This is a genomic window from Vibrio sp. CK2-1 (assembly GCF_021726515.1).
GTDB lineage: Bacteria > Pseudomonadota > Gammaproteobacteria > Enterobacterales > Vibrionaceae > Vibrio.
Genome location: NZ_JAKKCJ010000002.1, coordinates 737,348 through 763,147 on the forward strand (window position 1 = coordinate 737,348; position 25,800 = coordinate 763,147).

The following is a 25,800-nucleotide window of genomic DNA, read 5'->3' on the forward strand; positions in this document are numbered from 1 at the left end:
GCTAATAAACAAAAAGCTTTGCATGTTGAGTGCAAAGCTTTTTTACTATTTCGTGGCTCGGCTCTTAACCTAGATCGACATCTTTTGGTCGCAATTGAAACTCATCAATAGAACCGATTTCTAAGCCTGCCTCTAAATCTGGTGCATCAGCATGTTCGGTGCCTTTTGAATGCATGATTAAGCGGTTGGCAGTTCTTGGTTTTAAGGTATTAACGACAAAGCGAATCATTTCACTTCGGTCTAGTTTCAAAATTTCTTCGACTACCGTTTCTCGGTTATTAAACTCATAATCTTTGTTACCTATTGCAACCCATAAGCGTTGACCTCGTGCACGTAGATTACTGTCTGGCGACATGATTTGATTGAGCAAACCTTGCTTACTGTTTTGCCATTGTTGTTCGTTGAGTTCTAGTAACACCATATAAAAGGCATTTAAGAACTCATCGACAGAGGCGACTAATTCACTAGGTGCGGCATTCGGTGATTGTACATACAGCGCCAAGCCGGGATGACGATTAAGTGGCATATTACCTGTACCCACCATATAACCGAGTTGTTGTTTAGTGCGAATTTCATGGAAGAATCCGGCAGACATTAAATGGTTGGCGAGCGTATAAAGCGCAACATTTTCAGGCGAGATTTCTGGTGATTGGTAGTACACCACCAAAGCTGAATCGGCTTGATCACAATGAATTTCTCGCTGGAAGGTTCCGCTATCACCTAACATCACTAATGGGCGCAGAGATTCCTCGTATTGTTGATCTTTCATACGCAACGCTGACTTTAAGCTAGTGGCCAAATTTGTTGCCGCTTGCCTTGTCCAATCACCGTAGACAAACATTTCAATATGCAACTCAGCCAACATCGCACTGACAAAAGAAGGCAGTTCATCAACTTCAATTGATTCCAATGCTTCAATCAGTACTGGGTAGGGTGGATTGTTTGGCTGCAAAATGCCGGTCATCGCATTAAATAGCTGAGAAACGGGGCGATCTTTCGCGGTATTTTTCCAGTTACGCAGCATTTGTCGTTTAATGGAATCAAAACGTGATTGGCTAAATTCACGTGACGCAAAGCGCTCAATAATCACATCCAGTAATTGAGCTTGTTTTTGCGTAAAGCCAGACAGCATCAATGTCACGCCGCCTTGGTGTGCATAGAGGTTGTAACCCATCCCCGCAATTTCAGCTTGGTAGGTTTCTTTCGCTAGTGAGTCGAGGAACATCTCAACACACAAGCGAGTTTTGACTATGGTTCGTGCTGTTGAAACGGCATGCGGGCTATCAATGGCGATAAAGGCCAGCCCTTTTGGCACGCGAAATTCTGGCTCTTGTAGATGCCACAAACGAAAGCCCGGTTTATCTTCAATAAGCTCGGGTAGGGCTGATTCACTTTCTAACGGCGCAGGATCAAGCTCATAGCAAATATAAGGGTTGGGCTCAGGAAGTTTAAGCTCACCTGTGATCTCAGGTTGTGTCCAAACGTCAAGCTCATGTTGAGCAATCGAGCGAATCGAATAAGGCGTGTTGTACCACTTCGCTTGTCGGTCGTATTGCAAACCTTTTGCGATCAACATAACGCGCATATTGTAGGGGGTAAAATGGCGTAATAGTTGGCGTAGATGATCTTCATCGTAATGACTCATCATGTAGTCGCCATAGATCACATCATCAGGTTGGTAGTTCTGTAAATTGATGACTAGGTGGCTGGCAATATCAATAGGGCGCGATGCTTCTTGGAAACGGAAGGCAGATTCCAGTACCGCTTGTTTTTCACTATAGCGCCATTCAGCAAGCCCTTGTTGGCGAATTAACTCAATAAATTCAAAGATACGTTGAACGATATATTCAACTTCAGTTAAACCCTGTTTGGTTAGGCTGCAACTGATCGAGAACTCTCGGAAATTACTGCCACTAATACCACCACCGGCAGTCAGTGAGGTAATCAGTTCTTTGGTTTTAAGATGCTGAAGTAGGCTACCTTCACTTTCATCACCCAGCAAATGGGCAAAATACGATAAAGGCTTGGATTGGTAGAACTTGTCCATACTTGGAAAGTTAAACGTCATCATCAATTTACGAGAGTCTTTTTCTGGCTCGACACAAACAAACTTAGCAGTATCTTGTTCACGAACCAGTGGGATATTAATGCTTTTGCCTGCGTGTTGGTTGTTAATGATGGGGGCAAAGTAGTTGTGCGCCGCTTCTTCTAATTGATCGAGAGAGTGAGGGCCAACTAAAGTGACGGTCATTAAATCCGCCGAGTATTGCTGGCGGTAAAAGTCGATAATTTCATCACGAATGGAGGTCGTTGGTTCGCCGTTCTCATCAAATAAATCACTCAGTGTTTCCACATTACCGACTGAAAACTTAGCGAATGGGTGTTCAGGATTCACCACTTCTTTATGTACTTGGTATAAGCGTCTCATGTCGTCTTTAAGTTTTAAGCGAAACTCTGATTCGACGGCTTGACGCTCTTTTTCTAAGGCTTCTTGATTGAAAAGAGGGGCGATAAAAAACTGACTGAAGCGATCGAGTGCTTCTGGGTAGGCTTCGGGAACCACATCAAAAAAGAAACAGGTGTGTTCGGTGCCTGTCCATGCGTTATTTTTGCCACCGTTTTGGCTGATAAAGGCTTGAAACTCACCGATGGCAGGGTACTTTTCTGTTCCTAGAAATAGCATGTGTTCTAAATAATGGGCTAAGCCTTCACGATGGTAAGGATCATCGAAATGGCCAACGTTGACCGCTAGAGCCGCAGCAGATTTTTGCGCATGTTCATCGTGGACGAGCAAGACGCGCAATTGGTTGTTGAGTGTAATATGTCGATACTGTTTTTGATCGTTTGGGCTGATGTGCACGATACACTCCTTGAAATGAGCCGTTTAGAGCACTAATAACGATGAGTCGTTAGAAGACTTAGTGCATCTTTGATATATGACTTTTGAATTTGATAACGCTTTTAAGCTCTTATTTATAATATTAAGTATGACGCCTAGCCGTTTGGCTGCAAACGATTTATGCGAGTTATTAAGATGAAATCAAATAATAGTCTCGATTATTGTGGTCAACTGTACATTTCTACAATTTTTTCGTCTTAACATTACGATTTTAGATAACATCTACCTTGGAGTTGTTATACTAAAGTCTACCTAGTTCGATCAATATTTAAGCTGTTATGTAGGATTGAGTATGCAAATTTTTATTATGCGCCACGGTGATGCGGAAACTTTTGCGGCATCGGATGCTGAGCGTCCATTGAGTTCAATGGGGCGAGATGGCTCTTATCAAATGGCGCAGTATTGCAAAGAGCAAGGTCATGATGAATTTGATCTGGTGTTGGTTAGCCCATATTTACGTGCTCAACAAACATGGCAAACCATTGAGCCTTTATTGAAAGCGGAAAAGGTAGAAGATTGCGCGGATATTACGCCGTATGGGGATTCTGAATCTGTCGTAGAGTACGTGTGTGCTTTAGCGGAAACGCAATTTTTGCAAAATATCTTGTTGGTTTCTCACCTACCTCTTGTCGGGTATTTAACCGCAGATTTTGTCACTGACATTCCGCCCCCAATGTTTCCTACTTCCGGCATGGCTTGTATTGATTTTGATGTCGATACACGTAAAGGGCAGTTATTATGGCAAGCTCAGCCATAGTTATAGATAATTAATAGTTGCTGTAGTGAATTAAAGACTTTAATCAAGGAGGCCAATGTGTCTCCTTTATTATTTTTCAGGAACACTGAGCAATACTAATAATGCCCCATTGCCGCCAAACTCTAATGGTGCTTGGTGGTAAGCCATTACATCAGGATGCTGTGCCAGCCATAGTGGAACTTTTTGCTTTAAGATGTGTTTACCAATGCCGTGCATCACACTGGCACAATCAATCCCTTCCTTCACACAGTGGGCAATCATCGCGCCAAGTTCACGTTTGGCTTCTATTTGCGTCATGCCGTGTAAATCTAAAAACACATCAGGCACATACACACCACGACGTAAGCGCTTCAACTCATACTTAGACACATCATCACGAGCGTAACGAGTCGGGCCATCTTCATTTAATAGCGGTACGAACTCATCAGAAAAATAAAACTCATTATCTTTCGCTTCACGGAATGTTCGGCGAATTTCTTTTTGTTGTAAGTTCTTTTTCGGTTGTTGGATTATGGTATCCTGTGACAACTTTTTTACGCCCTTCATTTCTTGTTGAAATAGCGCAAAATCGTCATCAATGTTGGTGTCTTTTTCGCTCATGACAAGTCCTTTACTGTAAGGGGCGGTATTGTAACCTTAAGCTTAACTAAGATGCGAGCTTCACTTTTGATGCGAATGGATCAAAAGTGAAAGCGAAAGCTATCTTAATCACGATAAGTTAAGAGCCATGCGGAGGCACTCTTGGATAAAATTTTTATAGATGAAGCGGTATCAGAACTGCATACCCTTCAAGACATGATTCGTTGGACAGTGAGTCGATTCAATGCGGCAGGACTGTTTTATGGTCATGGCACAGATAACTCTTGGGATGAGGCTGTGCAATTAATTCTTCCAACTTTATATTTGCCAATTGATGTTCCGCCGCATGTATTGAACTCTCGTTTAATTACCAGTGAGCGTATGCGCATTGTTGAGCGTGTTATTCAGCGTATTAACGAGCGCACGCCAACGGCATACTTAACCAACAAAGCATGGTTCTGTGGTCTTGAGTTTTATGTGGATGAGCGCGTACTTGTGCCACGTTCGCCAATCGGTGAGCTTATTCAACAGCAATTCCAGCCTTGGTTAACCGAAGAACCAACGCGCATTATGGATCTGTGTACAGGTAGTGGCTGTATTGCGATTGCTTGTGCTTATGCTTTTGAAGATGCAGAAGTGGATGCGGTTGATATTTCACTTGAAGCGTTAGAAGTGGCTGAGCAAAATATTCACGACCATGGTTTAGAGCAGCAAGTATACCCACTGCGTTCGGATCTGTTTAATGATATTCCGCAAGATAAATACAACATCATCGTGACCAATCCTCCGTATGTTGACCAAGAAGATATGGACAGCCTACCGGAAGAATTTAAGCATGAGCCTGAATTAGGCTTAGCAGCGGGTAGCGATGGTTTGAAATTGATGCGCCGTATTCTAGCCGATGCCCCAGACTACCTAACCGACAATGGTATTTTGATCTGTGAAGTAGGTAATTCAATGGTTCATGTGGTGGAGCAATACCCGCAAGTTCCGTTTACTTGGTTAGAGTTTGAAAATGGCGGTCACGGAGTATTTCTATTAACTCGTGAGCAGCTAGTTGAACATGCGAGTGAATTTGCGATTTATAAAAAGTAGTCTTGATTAACGATAGATGAGCTTTGTAATGCCAACCTTTTTCTGGGGTTGGCATTTTTATTGGGTGATTTCTGGCGAATGTAGCGATTATTTTTAAAAATAGGGTTTACAAGTTTAAGGCTTGACGACACTATCTAAAGATATAGCAAATAAAAGCAAAAGATTGATTAAGAGGGATTCATGGCAGGGAATAGTATTGGTCAGCACTTTCGAGTGACTACATTTGGTGAAAGCCACGGTAAAGCCTTAGGTTGTATTGTTGACGGTTGTCCTCCGGGATTACAAATTACAGAAGAAGATTTACAAAAAGATCTCGATCGTCGTCGTCCAGGAACTTCGCGTTATACCACCGCTCGTCGCGAACCTGATGAAGTGGAAATCCTTTCAGGCGTGTTTGAAGGACAAACCACCGGAACTTCTATCGGTTTGATGATTAAAAATACCGATCAGCGTTCGAAAGATTATTCTGAAATCATGGATAAATTCCGTCCCGGTCACGCTGACTACACTTATCATCAAAAATATGGCGTACGTGATTATCGTGGCGGTGGTCGTTCTTCTGCTCGTGAAACGGCGATGCGTGTTGCGGCAGGCGGTATTGCTAAAAAGTACCTAAAGCAAGAATTTGGTATTGAAGTTCGCGCTTATTTATCACAAATGGGTGATGTGACGATCGATAAAGTCGATTGGGATGAAATTGAAAATAACCCATTTTTCTGCCCAGATGTTGATAAAGTTGATGCGCTCGATGAATTAATTCGTGACTTGAAAAAGCAGGGCGATTCTATTGGTGCGAAACTTTCTGTCGTCGCAACCAATGTACCGGTTGGTCTAGGTGAGCCTATTTTTGACCGTCTGGATGCTGATATTGCACATGCTTTAATGGGGATTAATGCGGTTAAAGGCGTTGAGATTGGCGATGGCTTTGCGGTTGCCAATCAAAAAGGCAGTCAACACCGTGATGAAATGACACCACAAGGTTTTAAATCGAACCATGCTGGTGGCATATTAGGCGGCATTTCTTCTGGGCAAGATATCGTTGCTAGCATTGCATTGAAGCCAACCTCAAGTATTACCGTACCGGGTGAAACCATTAATCGTCAAGGTGAATCCACGTCATTGATTACAAAAGGTCGCCATGATCCATGTGTTGGTATTCGTGCCGTCCCGATTGCCGAAGCCATGTTGGCAATTGTGTTGATGGATCATTTATTAAGACATCGCGGTCAAAACCACGGAGTAGTGACAGAGACTCCGACTATTTAAGCTTCAATAAGTAGAATAGAGTTTAGCCCACATGATTATTGATCGTGTGGGCTTTTTCATACCTTAAATGATTAGATCACTTAGTGAACCAATTAATGAACCGAGCCTTCAACCTTGAGTTGAAATACTGGTAAACGCCAATTGAAGCGAACCGAAGCCATACGCAGTAAGTAGCCTGAAACTAGGCTCACAATAATGGTCAGGTTTTCATCCACACCATAATGTTGTAGCAATAAATACAACCCCGCAACGATCATTGAAACAGAAGCGTATAGCTCTTGGTGTAATACCAATGGTGCTTGTCGACAAATTAAGTCACGTAATAGTCCACCAAAGACACCGGTAACAATGGCGGCTACGATACAAATACCAAAATGCAGTCCCATATTGATACCGACCTGGCAACCAATAACACTAAAAGCCGCAAGCCCTAGTGCATCTAAGCGGATGAACACGCCTTTAAATTTGACTACCCATTTAGCCAGCCAGGTAGTTAAGATCCCCGCTAAGCAAGTGATTAGCAAATATTCTGGATGTTTAACCCAAGTTAAAGGGTAGTGACCTAATAAAATGTCACGTACGCTACCGCCGCCTATTGCCGTGGCACTTGCCACCAACATCACGCCAAACCAATCCATGTTTTTACGACCAGCACTTAATGCGCCAGTCATGGCTTCTGCTGTAATACCAATAATATAAATAATGCTTAATAACATGGCATTCTCACTGTTGTTAGGTCTGAAATAAGGGCGTGATTGTATGCGTTCTATAACATGCTGACGAATGAGAATTATCGTGATTTTTGGGCTTAATTGATTAGAAAAAATAATGGTTTTGCAATTTTGTTATCGCAGATGGATAGATGAGTGATATTTGAGTCGTTAAGTTAGGGGGGGGAGGCTTTACCTTATAGTCAAAAGTAAGGACAATAGCCGACATGTTCCCTGTATGTTGTCATAATTTCTAATGAGCGCTAATAAGCAACACCATAATAAACATCTCCACACTCCAGAGGCGATTATTTCTATTTTTAATCAGACTTTTTACCCTTCTTATAACACCAAGTTGATTCGTGGTGATGATGAGCCTATTTATCTGCCAGCAGATGAAACGCTAGACTACCACCGCATTATTTTTGCTCATGGCTTTTTTGCTTCAGCCATGCATGAAGCCGCCCATTGGTGTGTCGCAGGGCCTGAACGTCGCTTATTAGAAGATTTTGGCTACTGGTATGAACCCGATGGTCGAACCGCAGAAGTGCAGGCTGAGTTTGAAAAAGTCGAAATACGTCCTCAAGCGTATGAATGGATATTATCAGTCAGTGCTGGTTTTCCATTTTCAGTGAGCTGTGACAATTTAAATGGTGATTTTGAGCCAGACCGTTTAGGGTTTATGGCGAAAGTGCATCAAGAAGTGCTACAAATTTTACAACAAGGGTTACCGGTACGTGTTGCTATGTTATCGAATGCGTTACAATCGCATTATCAAACACCGCCGCTAACACCTGAGCAGTTTATTGTGAGTTAATAAATAAGAATTCAAAAAATAGTGGTTTAATGAAAGTAGAGAGCAAGATGATTATAGAATTGGAAGAAAAACTTCTGGAAGCCATTGACCAAACTGTGGCAACGGCATCTGACGATGAGTTGTTTGCAGGTGGTTATTTACGAGGACACATCTCTCTTTCTGCCGCTGATTGTGAAGCAGAAGGTGTGCAAGATGTTGAAGTGTTTAAGCAACGTATTCAAGCTAGTTTAGACCAAGCTCGTAATGAATTAACGCCAGCGGATCAAGTGATCGTAGCGGACATGTGGCAATCATTGGTTGCCAAAATGTAGTCGTTCTGATTTTTTGAACAAGTTGATATAGGAAGTTGTCTGGTAAGTGATGAGTAATATCGTAAAGTAATATCCATCGTAAACAACAGCCAGTTTTGATAGGGAATAGTTATGAAAATTATCGCATTCGGTGCAAGTACAAGTTTTAATTCAATCAACAAAGCATTAGCAACTTATACCGCTAACCTTGTTGATGGTGCAGAAGTTGAAGTGTTAGATCTTAATGATTTCCCTGTGCCACTATTTAGTGAAAACACAGAGAAAGAAGTCGGTCGCCCAGACGGTGCGCAGGCTTATTTCGCAAAATTAGAAAGTGCCGATGCATTCGTAATTTCTTTCGCTGAACATAACGGTACTTATACCGCCGCTTATAAAAACTTGTTTGATTGGGCATCGCGCATTAATCAACAAATGTTTGCTCACAAGCCAGTTGTGTATCTTTCAACTAGCCCTGGCCCTGGTGGCGCACAAAGCGTTTTAGCCCAAGCAGTTGGTTCAGCAGCTTTCTTCCACGCGGAAGTGAAAGCATCGGTTTCAGTACCAAGCTTTTATGATGTGTTTGATATGGAAAAAGGCGAAGTGACGGATGCTGACATTGCTAAGCAACTAGCGGATGCCGCGGCAAGTCTAAAAGCGTAGTACGCTTATTTGAATCTGGATAAATTATTAAAAACGGGATGAACTGTGATGGTTCATCCCGTTTTGATTTATCTATTATAAATATTTCAATCTTTACTCTTCGGTGATCGGTCGACCTTTTAGCATTTTACGAACCCACATTCTTGCCGGATGAATTTTTTCTAATACTTCGAGCGGCAGGGGAAGTGGATCACCGGATATTTGCGAAGCCAGTACTTCGGCTAATAATGGTGCCGAGCACAATCCACGCGCGCCTAGTCCTACCATACAAAACAGATTCGGATAATGCGGGATCTCTGGCATTAAATCGGGACGTTTCCGCAGAATTTGTGGGTCGAGTTTAGCGTAGCTTTCGACCACAGGTTCGAATTTAAACACATTGCCAACAAAAGGTAGATGGTCGCGGGTGACGCTGCGAATACCTTGTCGAGAAAGGTTTTCACTGGTATCCACTTCATTCGGCCAGGATTGATTCGGCAAACATTGCTTCAAACGCTCGCCGTTGCTGACTTGTGCCATAGGATCAAATTCTTGGTCGATATTATTTCTATCATAGCTTGCGCCAATACAATGATGAGCATTGTTTGGATTTTGCGGAGTCATATAGCCGTCATAGCATAAGACGGTTTTGAGTTTGCTTAGCGATTCTGTCGTTGGAATATGACTGACTTGGCCTTTCACCGATGTTGCTGCAATCGGTTTTAATTGTTCAAAGCGAGAAAACTGGTGACCATTGGCAACCACAACGGCTTGGTGCTTGAAACTCTTCTGCGAATGATGAAGCGTCCAATTTTGCTCAGCCTTATCATAAGAAAGCGATTCAATTTGAGTATTAAAATGAACCTCAACGTTGGGTTGCTGCCTGCTTTTTTGCTGCGATAACTCATAAATAATTGCTTGCGTGAGCTGCTGTGGGCATAACCAGCCACCAAGCGGATAGTGAATACTTTCTTGGTCGATATCTAAACCGATGACTTGCTCAGTTTGTTCTGCGGTTAGGCTATGCAGTAATTCCTGTGGGTAGTCATTAAGCAGCATTTTATCGAGTTTTTTCTTGGCTTTATCACTCCAAGCTAGTTGAGTGACACCACATAAGTCGTAATCAAATTCAAGTTGTTGGGCGGCTTGCTTAACCAATTGGCGCGCAAACAGAAAAGCTGGCGCAAAGAAACGATTGAGCGGCGATTCAGGCTCTGCAATCAGTGGGTAAAGCGCACCTTGTCGATTACCGGATGCGCCCAATGCCGGCTTATCATCTTCACAATAAAGAGTGATGCTATGACCACGGCGATATAAGGCTAACGCTAACGTGGCACTAGCGACCCCACCACCGATAATTGCGGTTGGTTTCTGGCGATCAAATTGCTCAATAGGGTAGCGTTGAAACCAAGGAGCAAAAGAGTTTTTGGTTAACGACTGTTGTTTGGCTAATGACGGCTGTAATGTACCAGCAATCATTTCACGTTTGGTGCCAAAGCCTTTGACTTTTTTCATGTCAAATCCAGCTTCAATTAACCCACGACGAACAAATCCTGCCGCCGTAAAGGTTGCACAAGTCCCTTCCGCTTTAGTTAAGCGTGCCATGTGTTGAAATAAGGCATCATTCCACATGTCTTGGTTTTTACTGGGCGCGAAGCCATCTAAGAACCAAGCATCCACAAGACCTGCTTCGGTTTGCGCCAGTTTCGGCAAGCTGTTATGAATATCACCAAACCATAAATCTAATGTGATCATGCCATCGGCGAGGACTAAACGATGACATTCTGGTACCGCAATCGGGTAGTGTGCTTGGAGTTGTTTTGCGTAATCAGCCAGTTCTGGCCAAGCGGCATGTGCTTTAATGAGATCATCAATATGCACAGGAAACTTTTCGAAACTAATAAAGTGCAATTGAGTTAATGGCGAGTCAGGCTGGCTTTGTTTAAATGTTTCAAACTCTTTCCAAACCGCGAGAAAATTCAGCCCAGTACCAAATCCGGTTTCAGCAATCACAAAACGAGATTGCGATGCTTGCTGCCAGCGCGTAGGTAGATGATTTTGCTGGATGAATACATAGCGGCTTTCTTCTAATCCATTGGCATTAGAGAAATAAACATCATCAAATTGGTGGGAAACGGGAGTACCGGATTCATTCCAATCCAGTTGGGCATTTTTGATCACGCGGATATTACCTGTCATTTTGTATCAATTTGGGGCTATTATATACCCAAGTGAGCTTAAAATGCAGAGTAGTTGGTGTTCTATTGATATAAGCAATGAAGCGTTGAGTTAAACTCAGCTTTCATCATGTCACGCTTTTCGTTAGCATGGCGATCAAGATCAATATACACCTTGAATCGGTTCGATAAGCTGAAAGTAATTTAACCGATAGTGAATAAATTTACTCACGAGAGTTAGGGTATCAAGGAAAGCTGACCACTTATTTTGTTAAGTCAGTTATCATTAAGCGATTTTTGAATTATAGGAACGTCACATGAAACGAGCCGTCATCACTGGCCTAGGCATTGTATCTAGTATTGGTAATAACGTAGAAGAAGTTTTAGCCTCTTTAAAAACAGGTAAATCTGGCATCACAGGTTCAGAGCAATTTAAAGAAGCGGGTCTACGCTCTCAAGTTTGGGGTGAATTAAAAATCAATCCAAGTGAGCATATCGATCGTAAACAAATGCGCTTTATGGGTGATACAGCCTCATTCGCCTACCTAGCTATGCAGCAAGCGATTGAAGATTCTAAGCTAACAGAAGAGCAAGTCTCAAATGACCGCACTGGTCTAGTTGCTGGTTCTGGTGGTATTTCTTCTCAAAACCAAGTGGTTTCTGTCGATACTCTGCGTGAAAAAGGCGTTAAGCGTATTGGTCCATACATGGTTCCACGCACCATGGCATCATCAGTTTCTGCATGTCTTGCTACACCATTTAAAATTCGCGGTGTTAACTACAGCATCAGTTCTGCTTGTGCGACATCAGCACACTGTATCGGTCACGCGATGGAGCTTATTCAATTGGGCAAACAAGATGTTGTGTTTGCTGGTGGTGGTGAAGAGCTTCACTGGTCATCTGCAATGATGTTTGATGCGATGGGCGCACTTTCTACTAAGTATAATGAAACACCAGATCGTGCTTCTCGTACTTATGATGCAGACCGCGATGGTTTTGTTATCTCTGGTGGCGGCGGTATGGTCGTTATCGAAGAATTAGAGCATGCACTTGCTCGTGGCGCAAAAATCTACGGCGAAATCGTAGGTTACGGTGCGACTTCTGATGGCTACGACATGGTAGCACCATCAGGTGAAGGCGCTGTACGTTGTATGAAAATGGCAATGCAAAATGTAGATGCTATCGATTACGTAAATACGCACGGCACTTCAACGCCAGTTGGTGATGTGAAAGAACTTGGCGCAATCCAAGAAGTATTTGGTAAAGACAGCGGCGGCAAATGCCCTGCGATTTCTGCAACCAAAGCAATGACGGGTCACGCACTAGGTGCGGCAGGCGTTCATGAAGCAATCTACTCAACGCTAATGCTTGAGAATAACTTCATTGCACCAAGCATTAACGTAGAAACGTTAGATCCAGCAGCGGAAGGTCTAGATATCGTAACTGCACCACGTGAGCAAGAGTTGAAGACAGTCATGTCAAACAGCTTTGGTTTCGGTGGTACTAACGCAACGCTAGTGATTAAAAAATACGAAGCTTAATTCGTTATTTTTAATCAAAGAATAAATAATCCTCGGCTTAGGTCGGGGATTTTTTTATCATTAAAGAAATTAGTTGTTTATGAGTGTAAAAAATGAAAATAGTCATTGATGAGAATATGCCTTACGCCGAAGCCTTGTTTAGCCAACTAGGGGAGGTTGAGATGAAATCTGGGCGCAATATAAGCGCTGATGATTTAATCGGGGTAGACGCATTAATGATTCGCTCTGTGACCAAAGTGAATGCTGCATTATTAGCCAAAGCGGATCGTTTGAAGTTTGTCGGCACCGCGACTGCTGGTATGGATCATGTAGACCAAGAATTGCTAGCTAGCAAAGGCATTACGTTCAGCGCGGCACCCGGTTGCAATAAAGTTGGGGTGGCAGAATATGTCATTAGTTCTTTATTGGTGATTGCTCAGCAACAAGGTTTCTCTGTATTCGATAAAACGGTAGGAATCATCGGTGCAGGTCAAGTGGGCAGTTATCTGGCGCAATGTCTGCAGGCTATTGGCATTAAAGTGCTACTCAATGATCCACCAAAACAAGCCCAAGGTGATGCGCGTGAGTTTGTTGATTTAGATACTATACTCGAACAATCTGATGTTATTTCACTTCATACCCCGATCACTCAAACGGGGCCGTGGCCAACACATCATCTTCTTGGTGAGCTAGAATTAAACCAATTACGTGGCGATCAAATTTTAATTAATGCTGCTCGTGGCCCCGTGGTGGATAACCAAGCTTTAAAAGTACGCTTGCAACAAGCCGATGGTTTTACCGCGGTTTTGGATGTGTTTGAACCAGAGCCGAATGTAGATCTAGAGCTGTTGCCTTTGCTGACTTTTGCGACCCCACACATTGCAGGCTATGGGCTGGAAGGGAAAGCGCGTGGCACCACGATGATCTTTAATCGTTTTTGCGAGTTTCTTGGGCTAAATAACCGAGCCAATCCAGATGAGTTATTACCAACTGCTCCAGTGCCTATGGTGAATTTATCAGCGGGCTGGACAGAAGAGGGTAAGAAAAACCAAGCATTACTGCACAATTTAACTCAGTTGATTTATGATGTGCGCCATGATGATGCGGTTTTTCGTCGAGAGATTGCTCAAGCCGATCCAGCAATACAGGCTCAAGCCTTTGATGCCATGAGAAAAGACTACTGGGATCGCCGCGAATACAGCGCGATAACGTTAGCTATGCATCAAGAATCGAACGTCGAACTGACGCCTTTTTATCATTTAGGGTTTAAACACGCTTAATTGAGTGTATTAAGCCTTCAATATGCTCCATATTTAAATTGAGGTTTTCATGAGTCAAGAATTTAACGTTGCTATCTTTGGTGCAACTGGTGCCGTTGGCGAAGCTATGCTTGAAGTATTACAAGAGCGTAAGTTTCCAGTAGGTGATCTTTATTTACTCGCCAGTGAGCGTAGTGAAGGGAAAACTTATCGCTTCAATGGTAAAACGATTCGCGTTCAAAATGTCGAAGACTTTGATTGGTCACAAGTGCATATCGCTTTATTTTCAGCCGGTGGTGAGTTATCAGCAAAATGGGCACCTATCGCAGCTGATGAAGGGGTTGTTGTGATTGATAACACTTCTGAGTTCCGTTATGAATTTGATGTACCACTTGTTGTGCCAGAAGTGAACCCTGAAGCGATTGCGGAATTTAGAAACCGTAATATTATTGCCAACCCGAACTGCTCTACTATCCAAATGTTAGTGGCGTTAAAGCCAATACATGATGCAGTTGGCATTGAGCGTATTAATGTTGCAACCTATCAGTCAGTTTCTGGTGCAGGTAAAAAAGGTATCGATGAATTGGCAGGCCAAACCGCTAAATTATTAAATGGTTTACCCGTTGAGAAAGATGCCTTCACTCAACAAATCGCGTTTAACTGTATCCCGCAAATTGATGTGATGATGGAAAATGGCTACACCAAAGAAGAAATGAAAATGGTGTGGGAAACGCAAAAAATCTTTAATGATCCATCTATTCAAGTGAACCCAACTTGTGTTCGCGTACCTGTATTTTATGGTCATGCTGAATCTCTACATATTGAAACTCAAGCACCAATTGATGCTGAGCAAGTGATGGATATGCTAGAGCAAATGGAAGGCGTAGAAGTATTCCGCGGGATCGACTACCCAACTCAAGTTCGTGATGCAGGTGGTAAAGACACGGTAATGATTGGACGTGTGCGCAATGATATCAGCCACCACAGTGGTATTAATATGTGGGTTGTTGCCGATAACGTACGTAAAGGTGCGGCAACCAACGCAGTACAAATTGCTGAAGTGCTGATTCGAGATTACTTCTAAGAGTGATACTCAAGTAATATCAAGGCACAACATTGAATTGAGCCCTATGCTGAGAAGTGTAGGGCTTTTTTGATCTCGCTATCAGTAATGTTCCTTTAATGCTTGAATTTGACCGTGAGATCATTTTATTCGATAAAAAACAGTAAGAAATGAAGGATTTTTATCAGCAACACTACCCGAATGGGGTTATTATCCTATATATTTAAATTTATTGATTAAACCTTTGGATTAGCCGAATTTTTATGCGCCGTACATTCAAACATTTCATCGCTCCCGTCACGCTACTTTTGGTAACCCCAATTTCGGTTGCTTGTGCTGATGACAGCAGAGTCACAATGGAGCCATCAAATCATGTACCTGCGCAATCCACTTCGGATGTAGCGGCATTTGAATCGACGGAAGATATCGCATCAATCTATGGCCCGACAGGCGAAGATGAAACCTTATGGTCAATTGCCAAAGGTTATCGTCCTAGCAAAACTGTTTCGGTCGCCCAAACCGTATTAGCGACGTATAAGCTGAACCAGAAAGCGTTTGAAGACCAAAATATACATGGCTTAATCCCTGGCAGTGTATTGCGTTTACCGACACTTGAGCTGATAGAAAAAGAGTCAACTCAAGAAGCAGTCGATATTATTCAGCGTGATAAGTTGCGACCAGTTCCATCACAAGTAGATGAATCGATCCAACCTCCAAAACCGGCAACATTAGCAGACTACCCATCAGCACAACCTTCTTCAGATTTATCTAATAGCGATAATGCGAAAACGTTGAATGAGAATAAGCAAGTAACCTCTGATGAACAATCAGAATCGACTGCTCCGGTTGATGCTCAAGCGAGCACTGAATCTCAACAGGGCACTGAATCACAGCAGGCTATTAACTCACAACAGACATTGGATATTCAAACGGATGCTGAGCAGGTTGAACTGACTCAAGTTGAAGCGATGAATGACCGCCTCACTTCAGAGTTAGATAAAATACAGCAACAGCTCAATGAACTGAAAACCTCGTTGAAAGCAGATGAGCAAAATCGTCTGCAAATTAATGAAGCAGAAGCGCAATCTACGTCCATTGATACTCCTCAAGCATTTATACGTATAGCCAATCAGCATCCGTGGTTGTGGTTCATTATTTTATTACCACTAGTGTTAATCCTATTTATTATTCGTCTATTGTTTACTCGCCAGCCTAAGCGTAGCGAGGAATTAGAGCGTCTAGTCGCACCGCAAGAAAAAATTGAACCAGCAAGGCTAGTGGTTGACACAGCACCGATACAACCACAAGTTTCCTCAGAAACAGAAACAGAAACAGAAACAGAAACAGAAACAGAAACAGAAACAGAAACAGAAACAGAAACAGAAACGTTTGAGTTTTCTGATGATGAATTACCTGAATATGGTGAGGAAGAAGCACGTCACGATGCAGATACAGAGCCCCAAGCTTTTGAAGCGGATATCCCGACCGTAGATGACCGTATTATTGAAGATGACATCGCTAACCATAAGTTCGACGATGTACTGGTGTTTGACCTTAATAGCGCTGAAGCGACCACTAGTGAAGATGACGCTGACGTAACTGAAAATAACCCTGTTGAAGCGGCAGTTTCTTCTCATGCAGAACACCAACCCGCACAAGATCTTGAACATATCGATTCAGAAAATATAGACCAACAAGAAGAGCCAGATCTTGATGTTGGGCTGGATGATTTCCCTGATGTACTCGGCGATGTGAATGATTTTGATGTTGATATCAATGCAGAAATGAATAGTAACCTTGATTTAGCCAAAGTCTTTCTTGAAATGGGTGATGAGCGCACCGCGATTAAGTTATTAAAAACGGTGATTTCAAAAGGTGATGAAGCATTGAAGGCTGAGGCAAATAAGCTGTTATCTTCAATTTAAGTAAAGTGATAAATTGCACCGGTAATAGGCTAGGGTATATACTTTGCGGCCGTTTTATTTGTGGATTAAGAGTGATTTCAGATGCGTATTGCGTTAGGTGTTGAATACGATGGCAGCAAGTTATTCGGCTGGCAAAGACAAAAAGATGTGCCTAGTGTGCAAGAGCATTTGGAAAAAGCGCTTTCGGTTGTCGCGAATCATCCTGTAGAAGTCCAATGTGCTGGCCGTACCGATGCTGGTGTTCATGGTACAGGGCAAGTTGTCCACTTTGATACTACAGCTTCAAGAAAGCTGGTCGCTTGGACGATGGGCGTTAATGCCAATCTACCTAGTAATATTGCGGTGAGATGGGCTCATGAAGTGTCTGATGACTTTCATGCGCGTTTTAGCGCTACGGCACGTCGTTACCGCTACATTATCTTTAATAACGCCTTTCGACCTGGAATCTTACATTCTGGAGTAAGCCATTATCACAATCCTCTAGATGAAGAAAAAATGCATCAAGCCGGTCAGTTTCTGCTGGGCGAAAATGACTTCACTTCTTTTAGAGCAGTTCATTGCCAGTCACGAAGTCCTTGGCGAAACGTGATGCATTTGAATGTATCTAGAATGGGCCAATATGTGATCGTCGATATTAAAGCCAATGCTTTTGTTCACCACATGGTACGTAATATTGTGGGTAGCTTAATCAAAGTGGGAACTGGTGATGAGAATCCTGAATGGATCGCTTGGCTACTTGAACAAAAAGATCGCAGCCTAGCAGGGGCAACCGCTAAAGCGGAAGGTTTGTATCTGGTCGATGTCGACTACCCTGAAAGCTTTAACTTACCTAATGTTGCCATTGGTCCGCTATTTTTACCGGCTGACTAACTATACTGGGGTATATACCAAGTAACCTCATATAGATTAGGGTGGATTTTTTTCACATTATTATTACACTAGCGTTAATCAGTACTTATATATTGATATCTTTAGTGCACAAAAGCTTGAATGCTTTAATTTTCATCAAAAGTTGATGCTTATTTCGGCGGCTAAATATAGGTACAACCAGTTTTTTATCTACAGTGCGGGTATTATGTGTTTTAATCTCCCCCGCATTTATTTCTCAAATTCTCATCCTTTGCATACAGCGAGGGATCTAGCTAAAAGGTCTTCCCATGAGTTGGCTTGAAAAAATTTTTACAACTACAAATATTGTTAATACACGTAAAGCGTCTATTCCTGAAGGGATCTGGACCAAATGTACTTCTTGTGAGCAAGTATTATATCAAGCGGAAGTAGAACGTAATTTAGAAGTTTGCCCGAAGTGTGACCATCATATGCGTATGAAAGGTCGCCGTCGTTTAGAGACATTTTTAGATCAAGGTACAACAGTTGAAATCGGCCAGGAATTTGAGCCGAAAGATAAACTGAAGTTTAAAGATTCTAAGCGTTATAAAGACCGTATCACTGCCGCTCAAAAATCAAGTGGCGAAACTGAAGCGTTAATTGCCATGAAAGGTGAGCTTTTAGGTATGCCTTTGGTTGCTTGTGCGTTTGAGTTCTCGTTTATGGGCGGCTCAATGGGTTCGGTTGTCGGTGCGCGTTTTGTTCGTGCGGTTGATGAAGCGATTGCGAATAACTGTGGTTTAGTGTGTTTTTCTGCCAGTGGTGGTGCCCGCATGCAAGAGGCATTAATGTCTTTGATGCAAATGGCAAAAACCAGTGCAGCACTTGAGCGTTTATCGCAAAAAGGCTTACCGTTTATTTCGGTAATGACTGACCCGACTTATGGTGGCGTATCAGCAAGTTTAGCCATGCTAGGTGATATTAATATCGGTGAGCCAAAAGCCATTATTGGTTTTGCTGGTCGTCGTGTTATCGAGCAAACTGTTCGTGAAAACTTACCTCAAGACTTCCAAACGAGTGAGTTCTTACTCGATCATGGCGCAATTGATATGATTGTTGATCGCCGTGAAATGCGTCAGCGCATCGCAGGTCTTGTTGCTAAGATGACAAATTATCAATCGCCATTAGTGGTTTCGGTTGATGATGAACCATCTTACGAAGTACCCGTTGCCGATAAGAAATAATCCTCATTAAGGTTACTGGTCTATACCCAAGTAACGTCAAGGTGCAATTAAATGGATTGCTGCCGATAGGTTTAGTGCCAAGGCAGCAAATAAATGATACCTTATCTTTACTTAAGTGAAGATGTAATGAGTCATGCGTTTAATGAGTAAACATAATTCTCCAGAAGCCACATCACCTTTGTCGATGTGGCTTCATTATTTAGAAAATATCCACACCAGTGCTATCGATCTTGGCCTAGATCGAGTAAGCAAAGTCGCTCAATCTGCAAATTTAACCAAACCTGCTCCTAAAGTTATCACCGTTGCTGGAACCAATGGCAAAGGGTCGACCTGTGCATTGATGGAAGCGATCTTACTTGATGCAGGCTATCGTGTTGGCGTCTACAGTTCTCCTCATCTCATCAATTATAATGAACGTGTACGCATTAACGGCCATGATGTGAGTGATGATCTCTTAACTCAATCCTTTGATTTTATTGAGCGCAGCCGCAAAGATATCAGCTTGAGCTTTTTTGAGTTTGGAACACTTGCCGCTTTGCGAGTTTTTCAAACTGAACAGGTCGATGTTGTCTTGCTTGAGGTAGGACTCGGTGGTCGATTAGATGCCACTAATGTGGTTGAGCATGATGTATCGGTGATCACTAGCTTAGCCATCGATCATGTTGATTGGTTAGGTAGTGATATTAACGTTATCGGCTTTGAGAAAGCAGGTATCTTCCGTTCTGGTAAACCGGCAATTTGTGGCCAGCCAAAATCACCTCCGACGGTTGCCGCGCATGCTGATGATATTGGTGCAGAGTTTTATCAAGTTGGATTACAGTTTAACTACCAAGTTACCGATGAAGCTCGTCAATTATGGCGTTGGCAATCGGGTGGCTTTGATTTGGATGAGTTGCCTGTTCCTTCTTTGCCGTTAGCCAATGCGGCGACCGCGTTAATGGCGCTGAGCGCATCGGGATTAGAATTAACGGATATCAATGTCGTTAATGGATTAAAGGCTGCCCGTCTAGCAGGTCGCATGCAATTATTGTCTTCGCAGCCAACCGTTTTATTGGATGTTGCGCATAATCCGCATTCTGCACAGTATCTAGTAGAGCAGCTAGCAAAACAGTATCCAGCTAAATCGGTACGAGCAGTCGTAGCGATGCTACACGATAAAGATATTACTAGCACATTGCAGACGCTGGCACCTGTGGTAAAACATTGGTATCCGGCTTCATTGCAAGGTCCTCGTGCCGCAACCGTAGATGAACTTATTGAGCATTTAGCTTGTTATGAAGGCCGCTATGAAACGCCTGTAGACGCTTTTATTCAAGCGTATGAACACGTTACAGAAGATGAAGTATTGCTTGTAGTCGGCTCTTTCCATACGGTAGGGGAAGTTCTTAATTACTGGCAACAAAAAAATGATAACTAAACAAATAAGAGGAAGTCAAAATGGCGAGTAAATTTCAAAGCCGTTTGATTGGTACCGTGATTCTTGTCGCGATTGGTGTCATTGTTTTGCCTGATGTTTTTGATGGGCAGAAAGAACATTATAAAGAAGAGTTTGCGGCAATTCCGATTAAACCTACTGATGATGTAAGTCAGGCTTCAGCTTCGCAAGATGTGAAAAAGCCGGTTGAACTTGATGTCGCTTTGCCGGAAGAGCCCGTGACGGTCACCGTCGATGAAGCGCCAAAATCAGAACCAATCAAATCTGTCACTGTACAAGCTGAGCCTGAAACTAAGCCACAGCCAGAAGTAAAACCGCAACCTAAGCCGGTAGTCACCAAGCCTGCGCCAGTTCGCGAGAAAAACCAATATAGCGATAGCGCATGGATCATTCAGCTGGTGGCGCTTAGTAATAAAGATAATGCCCAAAAGTTGGTGGCTGATTTACAAAAACGCGGATTTCAAGCACATCTAAAACAAGATGGTAAGCTATCTCGAGTGATTATTGGTCCTGATGTTTCTAAAGAAAAGATGGAACAACAGATTGATAAGCTGCAAGAAATTACAAGTTTAAAAGGTCAATTGCAGACTTTTAAGCCACTTAACCAATAAGAAAACGTTTGCGTCGCGCATTTTTCTGGTAAAATGCGCGCCAACTTAAGATGTAAATTTTATGATTTGGATAGATTTTGTCATTTTAGGGGTGATCGGCTTTTCCGCTTTGATCAGCTTAGTTCGTGGTTTCGTTAAAGAAGCTCTGTCTTTAGTGATTTGGTGTGGTGCATTTTATATCTCCACCCATTATTACCTAAAGCTTGCTGCGTACTTTACCAATATTGAAAATGACATGGTTCGAAATGGAGCCGCTCTAGGGGCTTTGTTTGTTGCGACACTGATTGTCGGAGCGGTAGTGAACTATGTTATTAGCCAACTTGTGGTGAAAACCGGTTTATCTGGTACTGATAGGGTATTAGGTGTGGTTTTTGGGGCATTGCGTGGCGTGTTGATCATTGCAGTCGTGTTATTTTTTATGGATGCGTTTACCGCGTTTCCAAATTCAGAGTGGTGGAAATCGTCGCAGTTGATCCCGCAATTTAGCCGAATCATTGCCCCGTTTTTTGATCACTTAAAACAGACTTCAAGCTTTTTATCTGGCGCGCCTTTGTAATTGAACTGGAGGCGCCAGTTCTCCACCAACCGAGGATTAAGACATGTGTGGTATTGTTGGAATCGTAGGTGTAACGCCTGTCAATCAATCGATTTATGATGCTTTAACGGTATTGCAGCATCGTGGCCAAGATGCCGCAGGTATTATTACCATAGATAGCAATCGTTTTCGTCTGCGTAAAGCCAATGGTTTAGTGAAGGATGTGTTTGAAATTAAACACATGAAACGACTACAAGGTAACGTTGGTATCGGCCATGTTCGTTACCCAACAGCAGGCAGTTCTAGCGCTTCAGAGGCTCAGCCATTTTATGTAAACTCACCTTATGGGATTACCTTGGCGCACAACGGTAACTTGACTAATGCTCACGACATTCGCCAATGGCTGTTTGAGCAAGGTCGTCGCCATATTAACACCACCTCCGATTCTGAAGTATTACTCAACATTCTTGCCCAAGAAATTGACCTTTCTGAAAACTATCCACTGACTCAAGCTGATGTGTTTGGCGCAATTAAAAAAGTGCACAAGATCGTTAAAGGTGCCTATGCGGTTGCTGCGATGATTATCGGTCATGGCATGGTGGCATTCCGTGATCCAAACGGTATTCGTCCATTATGTTTAGGTAAGCGTGAAGTCGAAGGTCGTACCGAATATATGGTGGCATCGGAATCCGTCGCTTTGGATGCAGTTGGTTTTGATTTTGTACGTGACGTTGCTCCCGGTGAAGCAATTTATGCCACTTTTGATGGACAGCTATTCAGTGAACAATGTGCTGAGCAGCCAACGTTGAATCCATGTATTTTTGAGTTTGTTTATTTTGCTCGCCCAGATTCATTTATCGATAAAATTTCGGTTTACAGTGCGCGTGTTGAAATGGGTAAAAAGCTAGGTGAAAAAATTAAACGTGAATGGGATGATCTTGATATCGATGTCGTGATCCCAATTCCTGAAACCTCGTGTGATATCGCCTTAGAAATCGCTCAGTTGATTGATAAGCCATATCGTCAAGGGTTTGTGAAAAACCGTTACGTTGGCCGTACCTTTATCATGCCAGGTCAGCAACAACGTAAGAAATCAGTACGTCGTAAACTGAATGCGATTCGTTCTGAATTTAAAGGCAAAAACGTACTGCTGGTTGATGATTCAATTGTTCGTGGTACTACGTCTGAACAAATCATCGAAATGGCTCGTGATTCTGGTGCTAAAAATGTTTATATGGTGTCGGCAGCGCCTGAAGTTCGATTCCCGAATGTTTATGGTATCGACATGCCAAGCGCCAATGAGTTAATTGCGCATGGCCGTGAAACCGATGAAATTTGTAAGATGATTGGCGCTGATGCTTTGATGTTCCAAGACCTTGAAGATTTGGTAGCTGCCGTTGGCCTAGGTAATCCTAGCATTACTGAGTTTGAAACCTCTGTGTTTAGTGGCCAGTATGTGACTGGTGATATTGACCAAGCATACCTAGATCATATCGATTCTTTACGTAATGATGACGCAAAATTAGAGCGTGATATGCAGGTTGATTTAGCTAACTTAGAAATGCATAACGAAGGCGCGTAAGCTTTTATTCGCTGTTGAAATTGAAAAGCCAGAGTTTTAATCAACTCTGGCTTTTTTACGACTAGTGTTATTGAGTGGCTGATAGTGCGGAGTTAAAGCACTTCATGTTGCGCGATAAAGTCGATTAATAAACGGACTTTTTCTGGCTGATGGTTCTTGTGATTATAAAGCATGTAGATATCGCGAGAATTGGCACTCCAATCATCAAGTACACGGACTAAACGACCCTCACGTAAATAAGCCTCAATCATCACATCCGGCATTAAACTGATACCTAAGCCATGGGTACAAGCTTTACGCACTACATTTAACTCACTCGCCTCTAAGCGGCCTTTTTCATTGATAGTGACCGTTTCACCTTGTGAGTTGGTTAATTGCCACTTCACCAGTGGTAAACCTTTCAACAAAGCATGGTGGCGTAAATCATCAGCATGGTGTAGATCGCCACAGTCTGCCAAGTATTTAGGGCTGGCGACGAGCACATCTTTGACTTCGTTGATTTTGCGAGCAATTAAGGTTGAATCACGCTGAGGGCCAACACGGAAAATAACATCCCATTCAGTTGGGTCCAGTCGATCAGCGTAGTTGGTCATTAATAACTCAATACGAATATCAGGGTACTTTGCCATGAACTCATTAAGCATTGGCATGATAATGCGTTTGGCGGTATTGGCTGGCGCTGAAATACGTAGCTTGCCTGATGCGCCTCGGCATTCATCAGAAATGGTCTCTGTGGTTTCTGTTAAGTGTTTCAGCAGTGGAGAACATTCATCGTAAAATCGCTGCCCAGCTTCGGTTAAAGAGAGCTTACGAGCATTACGGTTAAGTAGGCGTAGATTTAATCCTTCTTCCAAAGCTTGGATACGACGAGTAATTGTTGCCACAGGTATAGCTGTTTTACGGGAAGTAGCCGTGTAGCTACCATTATCCACAACCAGTCGGAATAAATTCAAATCATCAAGTTTCATTGTACGAGCACTTATTTATACTACGAGTAGAGGGTAGTGTAGCGGAACATTAAGTAAGATGGTTGTTTAACATCAAACATTATTGTTATTTGATATCACCATAACTTGTATTCATGTCAATTTCAGTAAATTTGTCTTCTTTCTTGAGGGGAGAGAGCTATCTATATTGATGGTTTGTAATTGTTTTTACAAAGAATATAGCTGAGTCATCGGAACCTTGTGAAAGTTCACCCGGAGATGGCGTTTTGGGATCAAGGCATAATATTCATCACAGTAATTTGAATTTAAAACTTTTAATAACTACCTTTTAAATGGTTTTATGATAAGTCACGTTGAATTCTTGCACTGAGTCGTATTAAGAGGTTCCCAATATGCATAAATCTGTTTCTCAAGTGCAGAACGTAAAAATGGCACTCGAAAGTGCAAGACAAACCATTATGTTGGTGGATGATGATCCTATTTTTCGCAGCATGATTGCCTCATATCTCAAAAAACTTAATTTTGAAGTCACCGAAGCGGAAGACGGGCTTGATGCGCTACGACTACTACGTCATCAAGTGCCTGATCTGATGATTTGCGACTTAAACATGCCGATCATGAGTGGCATTGAACTGGTTGAAGAAGTCAGCTGGCAGTTCCCTATGTTGCCAATGATTGTGGTGTCTGCCACTGAGGATATGGGAGATGTCGCGCGAGTACTACGCTTTGGCATTAAAGACTTTCTCACCAAACCGATTACCCATTTAGACCACTTTACTTCCGCTATAAAAAGTACCTTGGAAGAGTCGCAGGCGAACCCGAGTGTCGTGCGTGATTTTTCCAGCCAATGGTTTCAGTTAGATCATTCCGGTCAAGTTGATGAAGAGAAGGAATTATACTGGCACTTAAATCACCTCAAAGATAACGTCGTAACCTCACGAGATTTACTGCACGCCCTACAACCTGAGCGAGATACTCAGCAAGGGGACTGGAAATGCAGTTACCATGTTCTGCAACCATCAGAAATGATGCCACTGGTATTCGATTATGCTTGGTTGATGGACGGTCGTTTTGCTTTTTATCTTGTCGATTCATCGGATGGAGGCGAGAACGGTGTCGGGACCGCTTTGTTGATCCGAGCCTTGTTTAATGACTTTTTAAGAACCCGCAAGCGTTGCCACTCTGATTTGAAAGACTTAGCGGACGCAGTAGAGAAAGGCATTAGCTGCACAAAATGTTCAGAGCCGATTAATGCGTTATTTGGTATTGCCGATATGGTAGAAGGGACGATCTCTATTTTGCCGGCTGGCCTGAAAAGCAATTGGCTATTTGACCGCTCGACTAAAAATCACTCAACTCAAGCCATCGAGAAGGGCATTAAGCTAGGTGAAGGTTGTACTAAAAACTTTGTAACTAGTCACCTACCAATGAAGAAAGGTGGTGAGCTTGTATTAAGCGAACTAGGGGTGCGCAGTTTTAAATTAACGATTAAAAATGTGACGCAATAAAGTTCAGCTCTTTGATGTGAATTCTGTGAGCTACCTGACAGCTTTGTAATAACCTTGAGTTTTGTCGGTTTTTGTTTGTCCGACTTTCTCCTATATTTTGCCCTCAATTTTATA

22 protein-coding genes are annotated in these 25,800 nt (G+C 42.6%); 17 read left to right on the plus strand and 5 right to left on the minus strand.

Annotated elements, in window-relative coordinates; translation table 11 throughout:
* Window positions 1–64: 64 nt before the first annotated feature.
* Window positions 65–2,860, minus strand: a complete 2,796-nt coding sequence (locus L3V25_RS08325; protein WP_237294905.1) for an insulinase family protein — start codon at window positions 2,858–2,860, stop codon at window positions 65–67.
* A gap of 331 nt (window positions 2,861–3,191) precedes the next feature.
* On the opposite strand from L3V25_RS08325, the gene sixA reads away from it, so the two are divergent.
* Window positions 3,192–3,656 (plus strand): phosphohistidine phosphatase SixA, encoded by a 465-nt coding sequence (gene sixA, locus L3V25_RS08330; RefSeq protein ID WP_027697416.1) that lies wholly within the window; start codon window positions 3,192–3,194, stop codon window positions 3,654–3,656.
* A 69-nt stretch (window positions 3,657–3,725) separates the two neighbouring features.
* On the opposite strand, the gene smrB is transcribed toward sixA, so the two are convergent.
* Window positions 3,726–4,256, minus strand: coding sequence for an endonuclease SmrB (gene smrB / locus L3V25_RS08335; protein ID WP_237294906.1), 531 nt, complete (start codon window positions 4,254–4,256; stop codon window positions 3,726–3,728).
* A 141-nt stretch (window positions 4,257–4,397) separates the two neighbouring features.
* On the opposite strand from smrB, the gene prmB reads away from it, so the two are divergent.
* Together prmB and aroC are read left to right on the plus strand one after the other, a co-directional pair.
* Window positions 4,398–5,330 carry a 50S ribosomal protein L3 N(5)-glutamine methyltransferase gene (prmB, locus tag L3V25_RS08340; protein WP_237294907.1) on the plus strand — a complete coding sequence of 311 codons (933 nt, stop codon included), beginning with the start codon at window positions 4,398–4,400 and terminating at the stop codon, window positions 5,328–5,330.
* Window positions 5,331–5,510: 180 nt separating this feature from the next.
* Window positions 5,511–6,596 (plus strand): chorismate synthase, encoded by a 1,086-nt coding sequence (gene aroC, locus L3V25_RS08345; RefSeq protein ID WP_237294908.1) that lies wholly within the window; start codon window positions 5,511–5,513, stop codon window positions 6,594–6,596.
* Window positions 6,597–6,688: 92 nt separating this feature from the next.
* On the opposite strand, the gene L3V25_RS08350 is transcribed toward aroC, so the two are convergent.
* Window positions 6,689–7,312, minus strand: coding sequence for a trimeric intracellular cation channel family protein (locus L3V25_RS08350; RefSeq protein ID WP_237294909.1), 624 nt, complete (start codon window positions 7,310–7,312; stop codon window positions 6,689–6,691).
* 250 nt (window positions 7,313–7,562) lie between these two features.
* On the opposite strand from L3V25_RS08350, the gene L3V25_RS08355 reads away from it, so the two are divergent.
* From L3V25_RS08355 to L3V25_RS08365, 3 genes are all read left to right on the plus strand, one after another.
* Window positions 7,563–8,123: an elongation factor P hydroxylase gene (locus L3V25_RS08355; RefSeq protein WP_237294910.1), complete on the plus strand. Its 561-nt coding sequence runs from the start codon at window positions 7,563–7,565 to the stop codon at window positions 8,121–8,123.
* Window positions 8,124–8,170: 47 nt separating this feature from the next.
* The gene (locus L3V25_RS08360) at window positions 8,171–8,434 is read left to right on the plus strand and encodes a YfcL family protein (protein WP_237294911.1); all 264 of its coding nucleotides are present in this window, start codon (window positions 8,171–8,173) and stop codon (window positions 8,432–8,434) included.
* Between the two features lie 111 nt (window positions 8,435–8,545).
* Window positions 8,546–9,073 carry an NAD(P)H-dependent oxidoreductase gene (locus tag L3V25_RS08365; RefSeq protein WP_237294912.1) on the plus strand — a complete coding sequence of 176 codons (528 nt, stop codon included), beginning with the start codon at window positions 8,546–8,548 and terminating at the stop codon, window positions 9,071–9,073.
* Window positions 9,074–9,166: 93 nt separating this feature from the next.
* On the opposite strand, the gene mnmC is transcribed toward L3V25_RS08365, so the two are convergent.
* Entirely contained in the window at window positions 9,167–11,251 is a 2,085-nt protein-coding gene (gene mnmC, locus L3V25_RS08370) for a bifunctional tRNA (5-methylaminomethyl-2-thiouridine)(34)-methyltransferase MnmD/FAD-dependent 5-carboxymethylaminomethyl-2-thiouridine(34) oxidoreductase MnmC (RefSeq protein WP_237294913.1), read from the minus strand.
* 295 nt (window positions 11,252–11,546) lie between these two features.
* Between mnmC and fabB the strand changes: the two genes are divergently transcribed.
* From fabB to purF, 10 genes are all read left to right on the plus strand, one after another.
* A complete protein-coding gene (gene fabB, locus L3V25_RS08375) occupies window positions 11,547–12,770 on the plus strand; it encodes a beta-ketoacyl-ACP synthase I (RefSeq protein WP_237294914.1) in 1,224 nt (407 codons plus the stop codon).
* Between the two features lie 92 nt (window positions 12,771–12,862).
* Entirely contained in the window at window positions 12,863–14,029 is a 1,167-nt protein-coding gene (locus tag L3V25_RS08380; RefSeq protein WP_237294915.1) for a 4-phosphoerythronate dehydrogenase, read from the plus strand.
* A 49-nt stretch (window positions 14,030–14,078) separates the two neighbouring features.
* The gene (locus L3V25_RS08385) at window positions 14,079–15,092 is read left to right on the plus strand and encodes an aspartate-semialdehyde dehydrogenase (protein WP_237294916.1); all 1,014 of its coding nucleotides are present in this window, start codon (window positions 14,079–14,081) and stop codon (window positions 15,090–15,092) included.
* A gap of 242 nt (window positions 15,093–15,334) precedes the next feature.
* The gene (locus tag L3V25_RS08390) at window positions 15,335–16,996 is read left to right on the plus strand and encodes a FimV/HubP family polar landmark protein (protein WP_237294917.1); all 1,662 of its coding nucleotides are present in this window, start codon (window positions 15,335–15,337) and stop codon (window positions 16,994–16,996) included.
* Window positions 16,997–17,077: 81 nt separating this feature from the next.
* The gene (truA, locus tag L3V25_RS08395) at window positions 17,078–17,866 is read left to right on the plus strand and encodes a tRNA pseudouridine(38-40) synthase TruA (RefSeq protein WP_237294918.1); all 789 of its coding nucleotides are present in this window, start codon (window positions 17,078–17,080) and stop codon (window positions 17,864–17,866) included.
* A 287-nt stretch (window positions 17,867–18,153) separates the two neighbouring features.
* Entirely contained in the window at window positions 18,154–19,068 is a 915-nt protein-coding gene (accD, locus tag L3V25_RS08400) for an acetyl-CoA carboxylase, carboxyltransferase subunit beta (protein ID WP_237294919.1), read from the plus strand.
* A 142-nt stretch (window positions 19,069–19,210) separates the two neighbouring features.
* A complete protein-coding gene (gene folC, locus L3V25_RS08405; protein ID WP_237294920.1) occupies window positions 19,211–20,485 on the plus strand; it encodes a bifunctional tetrahydrofolate synthase/dihydrofolate synthase in 1,275 nt (424 codons plus the stop codon).
* A 20-nt stretch (window positions 20,486–20,505) separates the two neighbouring features.
* Window positions 20,506–21,114, plus strand: coding sequence for an SPOR domain-containing protein (locus L3V25_RS08410; RefSeq protein ID WP_237294921.1), 609 nt, complete (start codon window positions 20,506–20,508; stop codon window positions 21,112–21,114).
* A gap of 61 nt (window positions 21,115–21,175) precedes the next feature.
* Window positions 21,176–21,670 (plus strand): CvpA family protein, encoded by a 495-nt coding sequence (locus L3V25_RS08415; protein WP_237294922.1) that lies wholly within the window; start codon window positions 21,176–21,178, stop codon window positions 21,668–21,670.
* 43 nt (window positions 21,671–21,713) lie between these two features.
* Window positions 21,714–23,231 (plus strand): amidophosphoribosyltransferase, encoded by a 1,518-nt coding sequence (gene purF / locus L3V25_RS08420; protein WP_237294923.1) that lies wholly within the window; start codon window positions 21,714–21,716, stop codon window positions 23,229–23,231.
* A gap of 92 nt (window positions 23,232–23,323) precedes the next feature.
* Here the strand turns inward: purF and L3V25_RS08425 are convergent, their stop codons facing one another.
* The gene (locus L3V25_RS08425) at window positions 23,324–24,199 is read right to left on the minus strand and encodes a LysR family transcriptional regulator (RefSeq protein WP_237294924.1); all 876 of its coding nucleotides are present in this window, start codon (window positions 24,197–24,199) and stop codon (window positions 23,324–23,326) included.
* 371 nt (window positions 24,200–24,570) lie between these two features.
* On the opposite strand from L3V25_RS08425, the gene L3V25_RS08430 reads away from it, so the two are divergent.
* The gene (locus L3V25_RS08430) at window positions 24,571–25,686 is read left to right on the plus strand and encodes a response regulator (protein WP_237294925.1); all 1,116 of its coding nucleotides are present in this window, start codon (window positions 24,571–24,573) and stop codon (window positions 25,684–25,686) included.
* Window positions 25,687–25,800: the final 114 nt, after the last annotated feature.